15 protein-coding genes are annotated in these 14,790 nt (G+C 54.7%); 6 read left to right on the plus strand and 9 right to left on the minus strand.

Translation table 11 applies throughout. The annotated features are described in order from the left end of the window. Positions 1-2: 2 nt before the first annotated feature. Together sitB and OGY04_RS14165 are read right to left on the minus strand one after the other, a co-directional pair. The gene (gene sitB / locus OGY04_RS14160; protein WP_003825870.1) at positions 3-818 is read right to left on the minus strand and encodes an iron/manganese ABC transporter ATP-binding protein SitB; all 816 of its coding nucleotides are present in this window, start codon (positions 816-818) and stop codon (positions 3-5) included. Next, positions 815-1,732: a metal ABC transporter substrate-binding protein gene (locus OGY04_RS14165; RefSeq protein ID WP_008785641.1), complete on the minus strand. Its 918-nt coding sequence runs from the start codon at positions 1,730-1,732 to the stop codon at positions 815-817. The genes sitB and OGY04_RS14165 overlap by 4 nt, the downstream gene beginning before the upstream one ends. Positions 1,733-1,919: 187 nt before the next feature. On the opposite strand from OGY04_RS14165, the gene OGY04_RS14170 reads away from it, so the two are divergent. Continuing rightward, positions 1,920-2,264 (plus strand): nitrous oxide-stimulated promoter family protein, encoded by a 345-nt coding sequence (locus OGY04_RS14170; protein WP_286585531.1) that lies wholly within the window; start codon positions 1,920-1,922, stop codon positions 2,262-2,264. Between the two features lie 122 nt (positions 2,265-2,386). Here OGY04_RS14170 and OGY04_RS14175 read toward each other — a convergent pair whose 3' ends face one another. The 7 genes from OGY04_RS14175 to hypA form a co-directional block, all read right to left on the minus strand. Beyond that, positions 2,387-2,815, minus strand: coding sequence for a TOBE domain-containing protein (locus OGY04_RS14175; protein WP_003825890.1), 429 nt, complete (start codon positions 2,813-2,815; stop codon positions 2,387-2,389). Positions 2,816-2,859: 44 nt separating this feature from the next. Further along, on the minus strand, positions 2,860-4,938 hold the full coding sequence (gene flhA / locus OGY04_RS14180) for a formate hydrogenlyase transcriptional activator FlhA (RefSeq protein ID WP_032944751.1): 2,079 nt from the start codon (positions 4,936-4,938) through the stop codon (positions 2,860-2,862). Positions 4,939-5,158: 220 nt separating this feature from the next. Next, a complete protein-coding gene (gene hypE, locus OGY04_RS14185; protein WP_032944749.1) occupies positions 5,159-6,169 on the minus strand; it encodes a hydrogenase maturation carbamoyl dehydratase HypE in 1,011 nt (336 codons plus the stop codon). Then, complete coding sequence (hypD, locus tag OGY04_RS14190) at positions 6,166-7,287, minus strand: hydrogenase formation protein HypD (protein ID WP_286585435.1); 1,122 nt, start codon at positions 7,285-7,287, stop codon at positions 6,166-6,168. The genes hypE and hypD overlap by 4 nt, the downstream gene beginning before the upstream one ends. Then, positions 7,288-7,560, minus strand: a complete 273-nt coding sequence (hypC, locus tag OGY04_RS14195; protein ID WP_234103230.1) for a hydrogenase 3 maturation protein HypC — start codon at positions 7,558-7,560, stop codon at positions 7,288-7,290. Further along, on the minus strand, positions 7,551-8,423 hold the full coding sequence (hypB, locus tag OGY04_RS14200; protein WP_003037409.1) for a hydrogenase nickel incorporation protein HypB: 873 nt from the start codon (positions 8,421-8,423) through the stop codon (positions 7,551-7,553). Before hypB ends, hypC begins: the two co-directional genes overlap by 10 nt. Before the next feature lie 103 nt (positions 8,424-8,526). Beyond that, the gene (hypA, locus tag OGY04_RS14205; protein WP_267448821.1) at positions 8,527-8,898 is read right to left on the minus strand and encodes a hydrogenase maturation nickel metallochaperone HypA; all 372 of its coding nucleotides are present in this window, start codon (positions 8,896-8,898) and stop codon (positions 8,527-8,529) included. Between the two features lie 198 nt (positions 8,899-9,096). Here hypA and hycA point away from each other — a divergent pair, with 198 nt between their 5' ends. From hycA to hycE, 5 genes are all read left to right on the plus strand, one after another. Beyond that, positions 9,097-9,555: a formate hydrogenlyase regulator HycA gene (hycA, locus tag OGY04_RS14210; RefSeq protein WP_008785633.1), complete on the plus strand. Its 459-nt coding sequence runs from the start codon at positions 9,097-9,099 to the stop codon at positions 9,553-9,555. Positions 9,556-9,698: 143 nt separating this feature from the next. Next, a complete protein-coding gene (gene hycB / locus OGY04_RS14215) occupies positions 9,699-10,310 on the plus strand; it encodes a formate hydrogenlyase subunit HycB (protein ID WP_003825909.1) in 612 nt (203 codons plus the stop codon). Beyond that, positions 10,307-12,133 carry a formate hydrogenlyase subunit 3 gene (gene hycC, locus OGY04_RS14220; RefSeq protein ID WP_286585436.1) on the plus strand — a complete coding sequence of 609 codons (1,827 nt, stop codon included), beginning with the start codon at positions 10,307-10,309 and terminating at the stop codon, positions 12,131-12,133. Before hycB ends, hycC begins: the two co-directional genes overlap by 4 nt. 2 nt (positions 12,134-12,135) lie before the next feature. Next, complete coding sequence (locus tag OGY04_RS14225) at positions 12,136-13,059, plus strand: respiratory chain complex I subunit 1 family protein (RefSeq protein WP_286585437.1); 924 nt, start codon at positions 12,136-12,138, stop codon at positions 13,057-13,059. A 17-nt stretch (positions 13,060-13,076) separates the two neighbouring features. Then, positions 13,077-14,786, plus strand: coding sequence for a formate hydrogenlyase subunit HycE (gene hycE, locus OGY04_RS14230; RefSeq protein WP_003037393.1), 1,710 nt, complete (start codon positions 13,077-13,079; stop codon positions 14,784-14,786). Positions 14,787-14,790 lie beyond the last annotated feature (4 nt).

Raw genomic sequence — 14,790 nt, forward strand, 5'->3', positions numbered from 1 at the left:
GGTTATTCCCCCTCGTTTGCCGTGCGTCGCGAAATAAACGGGCGTTCATCATCGGTAATTACGTGCTGTTCACCGCCGCTCAGCGCAACGTGACGCAGTACACCGCTGAATGCCAGTTCGAGATTCTCGGGGGTAAAGGTGGTTTCGGTGGGTCCACTTGCCAGCACCGTGCCCTTAATCATCACCGTGTAATCACAAAACTCGGTGACGGATCCCAAATTATGGGTAGAGACCAGCATGGTTCGACCCTCATCACGCAGTTCACGCAGTAGGTCGATGATCCGGGCCTCGGTTTTTACATCCACGCCGGTAAAGGGTTCATCCAGTAAAATAACCTGTCCGTCCTGTGCGATGGCCCTTGCCAGAAAAACACGCTTTTTCTGCCCACCGGACAGTTCACCTATCTGACGATGGCGATAATCCAGCATATCAACCCGCGCCAGCGCCGCATCTACGCAGGCGTGGTCAATTTGTTTTGGTCGACGCAGCCAGCCCATATGGCCAAAGCGTCCCATCATCACCACATCTTCCACCAGTACCGGAAACGACCAGTCCACCTCTTCTGACTGGGGGACATAGGCGATCAGATTCTGTTTGAGCGCCTTATTTACCGGCTGTTGCAGAATTGAGATTTCCCCCTGCGCCAGGCGGACAAAACCCATCAGCGCTTTAAAAAGCGTTGATTTTCCCGAACCGTTTACGCCGACCAGAGCGGCAATTGAGCCGCCCGGAACCTGAAAAGTGGCGTCCCGCAATGCGGTATGACCGTTGCGATACGTCACCGTAACCTGATTTACGGTAATCGCAGAGTGACTCATGGTTGGCTCTCCAGACCCTTGTTGATGCCGTTAACAATGGTTTGCGTGGTGACGCGCAGTAAATCCAGATAGGTCGGTACCGGACCATCGGCAGCGCTGAGCGAATCGACATACAGCACGCCGCCGTAATGCGCGCCAGATTCACGGGCAACCTGACGCGCTGGTTTGTCGGACACGGTGCTTTCGCTAAATACCGTTGGGATATGATGCTCTCTGATCGCATCGATAACCTTGCGTACCTGCTTGGGCGTACCCTGCTGATCGGCATTGATCGGCCACAGATACAGCTCCTTGAGATTGTTATCACGAGCTAAATAAGAGAATGCGCCTTCGCTGGTGACCAGCCAGCGTTTATCAGCAGGGAGCTTTGCCAGTTCTGTATGCAATGGCGCCAGGGTCTGCTGGATTTTCGCTTTATAATTCTGCGCATTATTCTGGTAGGTTGCGGCATTGTCCGGATCGTATTTGATCAGCGCATCACGAATGTTATCCACGTAGATCAGCGCGTTCTCCGCTGACATCCAGGCATGCGGGTTTGGTTTACCGTTGTACGGCCCTTCGCTGATGCCCATTGGCTGCACGCCGTTTGAGACCATCACTTCAGGTACGCCGGACAAATTTTGGTAGAAGCGGGAAAACCATAGTTCGAGGTTTAGACCGTTAGAGAGAATAAGCTGTGCGCCTTGCGCCCGTTTAATATCGCCTGGGGTTGGTTGATATTCGTGAATTTCAGCACCCGGTTTGGTGATAGAACTAACGTCCGCCGCGTCACCTGCTACATTGCTTGCCATATCGGCAATCACCGTAAAGGTGGTTACCACTTTGAATTTTTCTTTCGCCCAGGCGGGTGACAGCGTCAGCGCTGTTAACACGCTGGCAAGGAGAAATGACTTCAGATGGGGCAGATGCGGCATAGTATCCCTCGCAACAAAATGGTTAATTTATCATCGAATATAGCCTTTGCTATGTTATATAGCACATGGCATAAACAAATGAAAATAATTCTTATTTGCGTAGGGTGCTAAGGATGTATCACCTTCAGGTAATAGTTCTGTGCTTAGTTAAGGTGTATTATTTATGCAACTTAATTGTGGAGGCATCATGTCCGGCAAACGCATTGCACGTGAAAAAATGACGATCCAGAGAATGATTTCGCTCTACGAGAGCCAGTGCCCGCAGGCTTCAGGCGAGCCGGGGCATTACGATGCGTTATTTACCTATGCGCAAAAGCGCCTCGACAAGTGCGTATTTGGTGAGGAAAAACCGGCCTGTAAACAGTGTCCTGTGCACTGTTATCAACCTGCTAAACGCGAAGAGATGAAGCAAATTATGCGTTGGGCTGGGCCGAGAATGCTCTGGCGTCACCCGATTCTGACCGTACGTCACCTGATTGATGACAAACGTCCAGTGCCGGAGTTACCTGAGAAGTACCAACGGAAAAAATAAGGTCGCTGTGCGCCGGATGGCGGCTGCGCCTTATCTGGCCTACGAGAATAAGTGCATCTGTCGCGTAGGCCCGATGCGCATTGCGCCATCGGGCAACTTAGCCATGTGGTGATGAATGGCGACTACGCTTTGGTGGCAATCAGAATAGCTGAGGCTTTGATCAGCGCAACAACACGGCTTCCCTGACTCAGTTTCATCTCTTGCTGACTTTCGTTGGTGACGACGGCAACAATCTCGAAGCCTGCGTCAGTTTTGATATGTACCGTGGCGTTGACTGCGCCTTCTGTGACCTGGGAAACACTGCCAGCAAACTGGTTGCGGGCAGAGAACTTCAGACCACAGTCTTCAGTTGCCAGCGTCACCCATGGCGCTTTAATCAGGGCAATTGCTTCTTTCCCTTTCGCCAGACCCAGCGCCTGCTGGCTGCTATGGGTTACAATCGCGACCAGTTTTGCGCCGCCAGCCAGCGTCAGTTCAACTTCATCATTCACTGCGCCCGTAGCGACTGCGCTCACCGTACCGGTTAATTGATTACGTGCTGATACCGCCATACTGCCTCCTTTCGTTGAGATATCACCCAGTATAGCCACACTGGCTAAACCAGTGCATCCTTATCAATACCCAATCTCTTCATGCGTGAGAGTAACGTTGTACGTTTCAATCCCAGCCTTTGTGCCGCGCCTTTGGGACCGGCAACCACCCCGTTGGTTTCTTTCAGTACGCGCATAATCAACTGGTATTCATCTTCACCGTCCTGCGCGACTTCGGTTGCCACCGGAGGCGTAGACGGCGTCAAAGGGGCAATATCCGGAAGGGATAGTTGCAGCACGTTGCCCCGGGTAAGCAGAACCGCACGTTCTACCACGTTTTCCAGCTCACGCACGTTACCCGGCCATTCCATACAGCTCAGCGTGCGCAGAGCCTCGGCGGGAATACTGTCGATATTGCGTCCCATCCGACGAGCAATTTTAAAGGTGAAGGCTTTTACCAGCAGCGGAATATCTTCCGGGCGCTCACGCAGCGGCGGCAGATGGATCGGGAAGACGTTCAGTCGGTAATACAGATCGTTACGAAATTCGCGATCGGCAACCATCTTCTTCAGATCGCGGTTGGTGGCGGCGATCAAACGGACATCGGTCTGGATCAGCTTATTGCTGCCCAGACGCTCAAACTCCTGTTCCTGCAAAACGCGCAATAGCTTAGGCTGAAGCTCAAGCGGCATATCGCCCACTTCATCAAGGAACAGTGAGCTTTTGTCCGCCAGTTCGAAACGCCCAATACGTTGCGTGCTGGCCCCGGTAAACGCGCCGCGCTCATGACCAAACAGATCGCTCTCCAGCAATCCGGCAGGCATTGCCGCGCAGTTCATCTTCACCATCCGGCGGGCGTTACGTCCGCTCAGGTTGTGAATGGCTCGTGCGATCAGCTCTTTACCCGTTCCGGTCTCACCCAGAATCAAGACGGTGCTGTCGCTTTGCGCCACCATTTCGACCTGCTTGAGTACGCTGTACATAGCTTCGCTGCGACCAATGATTTCGCCGAACTCACTCTCTACGTTGTTGAGTTGTTCAGTCAACGCCAGGTTTTCATCGACCAGACGTTCCTTCAGGCGGTGAATTTCCTGGTAGGCTAGCGCGTTATCCACGGCAATTGCCACACGCTCGGCAATCTGGCGCAATAGCTTGAGGTTGGCGGTAGTGAAAACTTTCTCTTCGCACTGTGCCAGCTTGAGTACGCCGAGCATAGTATTGCCGGACATCAGCGGTAGCAGACACAGGGTTTGTAGCTGGTTGCCCCAGGTTTCGAACAGCATCCGTTCGTAAGGGGCAAGGATGTCACGTTCGCTCAGGTTGATCAGCAGCATCTCTTTGCTTTTGAAGACCCGTTCAGAGAGCGTTCCCGCTTCGTCCACTTCACTCTGTTCGTGTGCCGGATGATGTTCATCCAGATAGTGAGTGGAATAGATACTGAGTTTATTTTTGCGATCGCTGCGTAACACGATGCTGATGGCATCGATGTCGAAGTAGTGGTGGATCTCTTTGGCGACTTCGCTGACCAGCTCATCAATATCCAGTCGGGAGAGCACGGCATTGGTGATGGCGACCAGGATGCGAAAGTTGTCACGCTCACGACACAGCAGATCGTAATCGACGTTGTTGCTGACTCTGCTTTGAATTTGTTCAGCAACGACGCCGACTATCTGAGTGAAGGTCTGTAGACGGTTATATTCTTTTTCACTCCACGGACGGTCTTCGTTACGGATGAATTCGCAACCGCCAAAGATGCGCCCATCTGCCGCCAGCGGCAGCAGGCAGTAGTGGCCAAATTCAGAATACAGTCCACCTGAAGCCAATTGTGGCCATGTTTCCGTAAACTCATGATAGTTGCAGTGCAACGCATCAGGGCGAGACAAAATACGGCGTACCGGACCATGTGCCAGCACCGTTTCGTCTTCATAATCGATGGGTTTACCATTTTCACGCGTTGCAAAATAACGCGCACGTTGCGTTTGTGCCTGCCATAAGACAATAGCCGCGCAGTCGGCCAGCGCTGAACGCTTGACCAGCTGCGAAAGCGCCTCGCTAAGAGACGGGAGATCGGGCTGCTGTAATAATGTACGAGTAATATCGAACAGGCCTTGCTGTCCGAGGTCACTCATCGGTGTATACGACATATTGCTTTTCCAGGGAAAGCACCGCAGAACGGTGCGAAAACGGTAAATGAATTATAGGTATAAGTCGTAAATTATTGCCGGATGGCCTGCTACTGAACTGGCCAGGATATACAATCCGTTGGCCCGATCAGCAAAGCGGTATCAGGCATAATGCAGCATTAACGCCGGATGTTGACGCTAATGCGTCTTATCCGGCCTACAGCATGCTGCCAACCGGCTGCTAGCATATACGAGGTAATGGTTCGGCGTGTGGTAAATCGAGGGTTCGTTTCACGCCGTAGAGTCCGGCAAGACGAACACCTTTGCGTTCAACCACTTCACCAATCATTGCAGCATCGCACCCTAAAGGATGCGCGCGCAGCGCGGCAAGTACGGTTTCAGCGGCCTGGCGTTCAACGGCAATCACCAGTTTGCCTTCGTTAGCAAAGTTGAGCGCATCCAGACCCAGCAGCTCGCAAACGCCACGCACCGCGGGCTTCACGGGCAGAGCAGCTTCCGACAGCTCAATACCAAATCCGCATGCAGCGGCAAATTCATGCGTGACCGCATTCACGCCGCCACGGGTGGCGTCACGAAGCGCCTTCACGCCAGGAATATCACGCAGCGTCTGGATAAGAGGTGTTAACACCGCGCAGTCGCTGACCAGTTCGCCATCCAGACCCAATTGCTCGCGTAGGTTAAGGATAGTTGCCCCGTGATCGCCAAGAGAGCCACTGACCAGCAGCACATCACCCACGCTGAGAGTCTGTGCACCCCAGTGAATGTTGGCGGGAATTGCCCCCATTCCGGCAGTGTTAATGAACAGCTTGTCTGCTGCACCACGCTGCACGACTTTGGTATCGCCAGTCACGATGGCGATGCCTGCTTCGCGCGCGGTTGCTGCCATGCTGTTAACAACGGTTTTCAGTGTCTCCATCGGCAGACCCTCTTCGAGGATAAAACCGCAGGAGAGGTAGCGTGGAATAGCCCCGCTGACCGCTACGTCGTTAGCCGTACCGCAGATGGCCAGCTTGCCGATATTGCCGCCGGGGAAGAACAACGGATCGATAACGTAGCTGTCAGTTGAAAACGCCAGACGATCGCCTTCTGCCACCAGTTGTGCCAGTTCCAGACGCGCTTGATCTTCTTGTTCCGCCAGCCACGGATTCGCAAAAGCCTCCATAAACAGACTGTTGATCAACTGCTGCATAGCCTGACCGCCGCTACCGTGGGCGAGTTGTACGCTGCTCATGCTTCACACTCCTGCTGACGATACTGATACCAGGCGGCACATGCGCCTTCTGAGGAGACCATCAGGGCGCCAAACGCGGTCTCCGGGTTACACGTTTTGCCAAATAACGGGCACTGATGTGGTTTACATCTGCCCGTCAGCACTTCCCCACAACGCGCGCGCGGATCGTCATACACCTGCTGCGGCGCTGGCTGGAAATGTGCTTCGGCATCAAAGCGCTGATAGTCCGGCGTCAGGTGAACGCCAGAGGATTCGATAACGCCCAGACCACGCCATTCGCTGTCACCATTGACGCAGAACACCTCGGCAATGGCCTGTTGCGCTAACGCGTTACCGGCATCCGGTACCACGCGGCGGTACTGGTTTTCTACCTGGCTTTGGGCTGCAATTTTCTGCTCAATTAACATCACTACGCCTTGCAGGAGATCAAGCGGTTCAAAACCGGCGACCACCAGCGGGCGATGGAAATCTGAAGCAATGAAATTATAGGCGTCGGTGCCAATCACCATGCTGACGTGGCCCGGTGCTAAAAAGGCGTCGATACCGTTGTCCGGCTGTTCCAGCAGGCTGCGCAGCGTAGGGATAAGCGTGATGTGCTGGCAGAAAAAGTAAAAGTTCTGCACGTCACGCTGCTTTGCCTGTTGCAGGGTGATAGCGGTCGTTGGCATTGTGGTTTCAAAACCCAGGCCAAAGAACACCACTTTACGCGTTGGGTTTTCCTGCGCCAGCTTCAGTGCATCCATCGGTGAATAGACGATGCGGATATCCGCACCGCGCGCCTTGGCTTGCAGCAGGGAGCCTTGCTTACCCGGGACGCGCATAGCGTCGCCAAAGGTGCAGAAAATTACTCCTGGATGGCTGGCGATTTCTACACAGCTGTCGATTCTGCCCATCGGCAGAACGCAAACCGGGCAACCCGGACCATGAATAAACTCCACGTTTTCCGGTAGCAATTGGTCGAGCCCGAATTTGAAGATAGCGTGGGTATGACCACCACAAACTTCCATGATCCGCAGCGGGCGTTCAGCCGTGTAGGAGAGGTGGGCGGCACGTTCACACAGGTGCTCTATCAGTTGCATCACCTGCTCTGGTGCGCGGTATTCGTCAACAAAACGCATTTATTTTTCCTCGCCGTACAGCAACGCGCCGACATCCGGCTCAACGTCAAACATGTTTTGCAGCGCGTCGAGCGTATCGCGCGCTTCAGCTTCATTAATGATGCTCATGGCAAAACCGACGTGGACCAGTACCCACTGGCCGAGACGCGGTTGGCCATGTTCATCACAGCTACCGACCAGCGTCAGGTCGACGTCGCGCTGAATACCGCAGACGTCGACTTTGGCCAGGTTGCCATCAATGGTGCGGATTTGACCCGGAACACCTATGCACATCGCTGCGTCTCCAGCCAGGAGAGCCATTGATCCATCCCTTCACCACTGGTGGCGGAAATTAGGATAATCTCAATCCCCGGGTTCACTTCCCGGGCGCTGGCGATGCATTTTTCAACGTCAAAATTGAGGTACGGCAATAGATCCACTTTGTTGAGCAGCATCAGCGATGCGGCGGCAAACATATGCGGGTATTTCAGCGGTTTGTCTTCACCTTCGGTTACTGAAAGCACGGCCACTTTATGGCGCTCGCCGAGGTCGAAGCTGGCCGGGCAGACCAGGTTGCCGACGTTTTCAATGAACAGAATACCGTTATCGTCAAGCGGCAAACGCGGCGCGGCGTCAGCAATCATTTGTGCGTCAAGGTGGCAACCTTTACCGGTGTTGACCTGAATGGCGGGTGTGCCTGTGGCGCGAATACGGGCGGCATCGTTCACCGTCTGCTGGTCACCTTCAATAACGGCGCACGGCACGCTATCTTTCAGCTTCATCAGCGTTTCGGTCAGCAGGGTAGTTTTACCAGAGCCCGGGCTTGAAACAAGGTTCAGCACCAGATGCTGACGGGCCGCAAAGCGGGCACGGTTGCGCTCGGCGAGGCGGTTGTTTTTGTCCAGTACGTCAATTTCCACTTCCAGCATACGGCGTTGGCTCATACCTGGTGCGTGGGTTCCGGCCTCACCGTGACCGTAGTGCAAATCGCCTTCTTCAGTCTGGCTCGGTGTGAAATTTGAGGTCTTCACACCGGTAATATTCAGCGCCGGACGAGCCGCCGGGGCAAATGGCGCGCTGCGAAACGCCGAGTGGGGATTATGCTCATCACCCTCTATATATAGGTTGCCTTCAGCGCAACCACATGTCGTACACATCGCTCACTCCTGATCTTTTTACTTGCGATACATCTGTTGCCGGATGGCTGTGTTGCCTTATCCGGCCTACAAACGAGCTGTTTCTGTAGGCTGGATAAGACGCTTAAGCGTCGCCATCCGGCGCTGGAGTTTCATCTATTTCAATACGTCGAATCTGTAAGCCGTCATCGGCCACAATTCTCAGCATATCGCTGTGGCATTGCGGACATCGGCGCACGCGTTGCGTCAGTAACGTGACGTATTGCTGACAAGATTCGCACCAACATTCGGCTTCTTGTTCTTCGAGGTGGAGTTTACAACCTTCTGCAAGGGTCCCGCGGCATACCAGATCAAAACAAAAGGAGAGAGCGCTGGTTTCTACGCAAGAAAATGCGCCAATTTTGAGCCAGACCCCAGTTACTCGCTTAGCACCGTGTTGCGTGGCCTGTTGTTCAATCAATTCCAGTGCCCGTTGGCAGAGGGTTATTTCGTGCATACCGCCTCCTGTGAAGTTGCCGTATTAAAAGCAATAAGCATGCCAGGTTGAATTTTTTCATTCGTGACAATGACGACGATGACGAAATGACATGTCGTCACCCGCCTTTGATTTTTTATCTATATGAAAATTAAGTAATTTAATTTTGGCATGAAATGTGCTTAAGGCTGTTCATCTCTGCTAAACGGGTAACCTGACATGACTATTTGGGAAATAAGCGAAAAAGCCGATTACATCGCTGAACGGCATCGTCGCCTACAGGACCAGTGGCGTATTTACTGCAACTCGCTGGTTCAGGGGATCACCCTGTCAAAAGCGCGTTTGCATCATGCGATGAGCTGCGCACCGGACAAGGATCTCTGCTTCGTCCTTTTTGAACACTTCACTATCTACGTCACGCTGGCGGACGGCTTTAACAGCCATACCATCGAATACTACGTCGAAACGAAAGACGGTGATGATAAGCAGCTGATTGCACAGGCAGAATTGACTATCGACGGTAAGGTCGATGAGCGTATTAGCAACCGCGATCGCGAGCAGGTGCTGGAGCACTATCTCGAAAAAATCGCCACCGTCTACGACAGCCTGTACACCGCGGTTGAGAACAATATGCCGGTGAATTTAAGCCAGCTGGTTGAGGGACACAGCCCGGCTTAAGCCTCGGGTGCTGCCCACTTTGTCATGGTGCGGTCTACATACTGCGTCACGACGTTTTAGGGAATGGGCATGTCGAAAAATGTCGAAATGACATTTGGTAGACATGTTTTCGTCAAAAATGACTATCACCTGAGGAATGCCTGGTGAATCGTTTTGTAATTGCTGACTCCACTCTTTGTATTGGCTGCCACACCTGTGAAGCCGCCTGCTCAGAGACACATCGCCAGCATGGCCTGCAGTCAATGCCGCGCCTGAAAGTGATGTTAAATGAAAAAGAATCCGCGCCGCAGCTTTGCCACCAGTGTGAAGATGCGCCTTGCGCCACCGTGTGTCCGGTTAATGCCATTAACCGCGTTGATGGCGCCGTACAGCTGAACGAAAGCCTGTGCGTAAGCTGCAAACTGTGCGGGATCGCTTGTCCGTTTGGCGCGATAGAGTTTTCCGGTAGCCGTCCGCTACACATTCCGGCAAACGCCAATACGCCAAAAGCGCCTCCGGCTCCGCCAGCGCCTGCTCGCGTGAGTTCGCTGTTGGACTGGGTTCCTGGCGTTCGTGCCATCGCGGTGAAATGCGATCTGTGTAGTTTTGACGAGCAAGGTCCTGCCTGCGTGCGCATGTGTCCGACCAAAGCCCTGCATCTGGTGAGCAACATGGATATCGCCCGCGCCAGCAAACGTAAGCGTGAGCTGACTTTCAATACCGATTTCGGCGATCTCACCTTGTTTCAGCAGGCTCAGAGTGGGGATGCAAAATGAGCGCAATTTCACTGATTAACAGCGGCGTGGCCTGGTTTACGGCTGCGGCGGTTCTGGCATTTCTGTTTTCATTTCATAAATCGCTGAGCGGCTGGATTGCTGGGGTTGGCGGTGCAGTCGGCAGCCTGTGTACGGCAGCCGCGGGTTTTACCGTTCTGACTAATGCGCTGGCAGTGAGCGGCGTGATGCCGTTTATTGGTCACAGTCTGCAAATTACTCCGCTTAATGCTATCTGGCTGATTACACTGGGCCTGTGCGGCCTGTTTGTCAGCCTGTACAACATTGACTGGCATCGTCATCAGCAGGTGAAAGCTAACGGCCTGCTGGTGAATCTGCTGATGGCCGCGGCGGTATGTGCGGTGGTTGCCAGCAACCTCGGTACGCTGGTGGTGATGGCGGAAATCATGGCGCTGTGTGCCGTGTTCCTTACCGGATGCAGTAAAGAAGGCAAACTGTGGTTTGCACTGGGGCGTATTGGTACGCTGCTGCTGGCGGTCGCCTGCTACCTGGTGTGGCAACGTTACGGCACTCTGGAGCTGCGTCTGCTAGACCTGCGCACCCAGGAGCTGCCGCTTGGATCTGACATCTGGCTGCTGGGCGTGGCAGGTTTTGGCCTGCTGGCCGGGATTATTCCGCTCCACGGTTGGGTGCCACAGGCACACGCCAATGCCAGCGCACCGGCTGCTGCGCTGTTCTCTACCGTCGTCATGAAGGTTGGTCTGCTGGGTATTCTCTCCCTGTCGCTGCTGGGCGGTAACGCGCCGCTGTGGTGGGGGATTACGCTGCTGGTGCTGGGCATGATCACCGCGTTTGTTGGTGGTCTGTATGCGCTAATGGAACACAATATCCAGCGCCTGCTGGCGTACCACACGCTGGAAAACATCGGCATTATTCTGCTGGGTCTGGGCGCTGGCGTGACCGGAATTTCCCTGAATCAACCGGCGCTGATCGCGCTGGGTTTGACCGGCGGTCTGTACCACCTGGTAAACCACAGCTTGTTCAAAAGCGTTCTGTTCCTGGGTGCAGGCAGCATCTGGTTCCGTACCGGTCATCGTGATATCGAAAAACTGGGCGGTATCGGTAAACGTATGCCGGTTATCTCGCTGGCGATGCTGGTTGGTCTGATGGCGATGGCTGCACTGCCGCCGCTGAACGGTTTTGCCGGTGAGTGGGTTATCTACCAATCCTTCTTTAAGCTTGGCAACAGCGGCGCGTTTGTCGGTAGCCTGTTAGGACCGTTGCTGGCGGTAGGGCTGGCAATTACCGGCGCGCTGGCGGTGATGTGTATGGCGAAAGTCTATGGCGTTACGTTCCTTGGCGCACCGCGCACGAAGGAAGCTGAAAATGCCTGCTGCGCGCCAATCCTGATGGGAGTGAGCGTCGTCGCGCTGGCTATCTGCTGCGTGATTGGCGGCGTTGCTGCGCCGTGGCTGCTGCCGATGATCTCCTCTGCCGTTCCGCTGCCGTTGGAAACCGCGAACACCACCGTTTCTCAGCCAATGATCACGCTGCTGCTGATCGCGTGTCCGCTGCTGCCGTTCATCATCATGGCCATTTTCAAAGGCAACCGTCTGCCGTCGCGTTCACGCGGTGCGGCATGGGTGTGTGGTTACGATCACGAGCAGTCAATGGTGATTACCGCGCACGGTTTTGCTATGCCGGTGAAAGAAGCCTTTGCCCCGGTACTCAAACTGCGTAAATGGCTGAACCCGGTATCACTGGTTCCGGGCTGGCAGAATGCGGCTGCACCGGTGCTGTTCCGTCGCCTGGCGCTGATTGAGCTGGCGGTGCTGGTGGTGATTGTGGTTTCACGAGGAGCCTGAGAATGAGTGTTTTATATCCGTTAATTCAGGCGCTGGTGCTGTTTGCCGTTGCGCCGCTGCTGTCCGGTGTTACCCGCGTGGCGCGTGCGCGTTTGCACAATCGCCGCGGTCCGGGCGTTTTGCAGGAATACCGCGACATTATCAAACTGCTGGGCCGTCAGAGCATTGCGCCTGCGGATTCCAGCTGGGTTTTCCGCCTGACGCCGTTTGTGATGGTGGGCGTGATGCTGACTATCGCCACTGCGTTGCCGGTAGTGACCGTTGGCTCGCCGCTGCCACAACTGGGCGATCTGATCACCTTAATTTACCTGTTCGCCATCGCCCGTTTCTTCTTCTCTATCGCGGGACTGGATACCGGTAGCCCGTTTACCGCCATTGGCGCCAGCCGTGAAGCGATGCTCGGCGTGCTGGTTGAACCTATCCTGCTGCTGGGGCTTTGGGTAGCGGCACAGGTTGCGGGTTCAACCCATATCAGCAATATCGCCGATACCATTTACCACTGGCCTGCTGCGCGCAGCATCCCGCTGATTCTGGCACTGTGCGCCTGTGCTTTCGCCACCTTTATCGAAATGGGCAAACTGCCGTTCGATCTGGCGGAAGCAGAGCAGGAGCTGCAGGAAGGTCCATTGACTGAATACAGCGGCAGCGGTTTTGCCGTGCTGAAGTGGGGCATTAGCCTCAAACAGCTGGTCGTTCTGCAAATGTTCGTTGGCGTGTTCCTGCCGTGGGGACAGATGGAAACCTTCACCGCCGGTGGACTGCTGCTGGCGCTGGTGATTGCCGTCGTCAAGCCGGTCCTCGGCGTGCTGGTCATCGCCCTGTTCGAAAACAGCATGGCGCGTCTGCGTTTTTGCGCCACTTCACGCGTGACCTGGGCCGGTTTTGGGTTTGCGTTTTTAGCGTTCGTCTCCTTGCTGGTGGCGTGATTTAAGAGAGTTTGAGCATGTCTGAAGAAAAATTAGGTCAACAATATCTCGCTGCGCTGCACCAGGCCTTTCCGGGCGTGGTGCTGGATGAAGCCTGGCAGACCAAAGATCAGCTGACGATCACCGTCAAGGTGAACTACCTGCCGGAAGTGGTGGAGTTCCTGTACTACAAACAGGGCGGCTGGTTATCCGTGCTGTTTGGTAACGACGAACGTCAGCTGTGCGGTCATTACGCCGTTTATTACGTGATGTCGATGGAGCAGGGCACCAAGTGCTGGATAACCGTCCGCGTTGAAGTCGATGCCAATAAACTGGAGTTCCCGTCCGTCACGCCGCGCGTTCCAGCAGCGGTCTGGGGCGAGCGTGAAGTGCGCGACATGTACGGTTTGATTCCGGTTGGTTTACCGGATGAGCGCCGTCTGGTGTTACCGGATGACTGGCCGGACGAACTCTATCCGCTGCGTAAAGACAGCATGGATTATCGTCAGCGCCCGGCACCGACTACCGATGCTGAAACCTACGAGTTCATCAACGAACTGGGCGACAAGAAAAATAACGTGGTGCCGATTGGCCCGTTGCACGTCACCTCCGATGAACCCGGTCACTTCCGCCTGTTCGTTGACGGCGAGAACATTATCGACGCCGATTACCGTCTGTTCTATGTCCACCGCGGCATGGAGAAACTGGCGGAAACCCGTATGGGTTATAACGAAGTGACGTTCCTGTCAGATCGCGTGTGCGGCATCTGCGGCTTTGCGCATAGCACCGCTTATACCACCTCCGTTGAGAATGCGATGGGCATCGTGGTGCCGGAACGTGCGCAGATGATCCGCGCCATTCTGCTGGAAGTTGAGCGCCTGCACTCGCACCTGCTCAACCTCGGCCTGGCCTGTCACTTCACCGGTTTTGACTCCGGCTTTATGCAGTTCTTCCGCGTGCGTGAAACGTCGATGAAGATGGCGGAGATCCTCACTGGGGCACGTAAAACCTACGGTCTGAACCTGATCGGCGGTATCCGTCGTGATCTGCTGAAAGAAGATATGATCCAGACCCGTCAACTGGCGCAGCAGATGCGTCGTGACGTGCAGGAACTGGTCGATATGCTGCTCAGCACGCCAAACATGGAACAGCGTACCGTTGGTATTGGTCGTCTTGATCCGGAAATTGCCCGTGACTTCAGTAACGTCGGCCCGATGGTTCGCGCCAGCGGCCACGCGCGTGACACCCGCGCCGATCACCCGTTTGTCGGCTATGGTCTGCTGCCGATGGAAGTTCACAGCGAGCAGGGCTGCGACGTTATTTCTCGCCTGAAAGTCCGTATTAATGAAGTCTACACCGCGCTGAATATGATCGACTTTGGTCTGGATAACCTGCCGGGCGGCCCGCTGATGGTGGAAGGCTTTACCTATATTCCTCACCGTTTCGCACTGGGCTTTGCTGAAGCGCCGCGTGGAGATGACATCCACTGGAGCATGACCGGCGACAACCAGAAACTGTATCGCTGGCGCTGCCGTGCGGCGACTTACGCCAACTGGCCGACGCTGCGCTACATGCTGCGTGGCAATACCGTTTCCGATGCCCCGCTGATTATCGGTAGCCTCGATCCTTGCTACTCCTGTACTGACCGTATGACTGTGGTCGATGTGCGTAAGAAGAAGAGCAAAGTCGTGCCGTACAAAGAACTTGAGCGCTACAGCATCGAGCGTAAAAACTCGCCGCTGAAATAAGGAA

This window comes from Citrobacter sp. Cpo091, from assembly GCF_030332645.1.
GTDB classification, from domain to species: domain Bacteria; phylum Pseudomonadota; class Gammaproteobacteria; order Enterobacterales; family Enterobacteriaceae; genus Citrobacter; species Citrobacter portucalensis.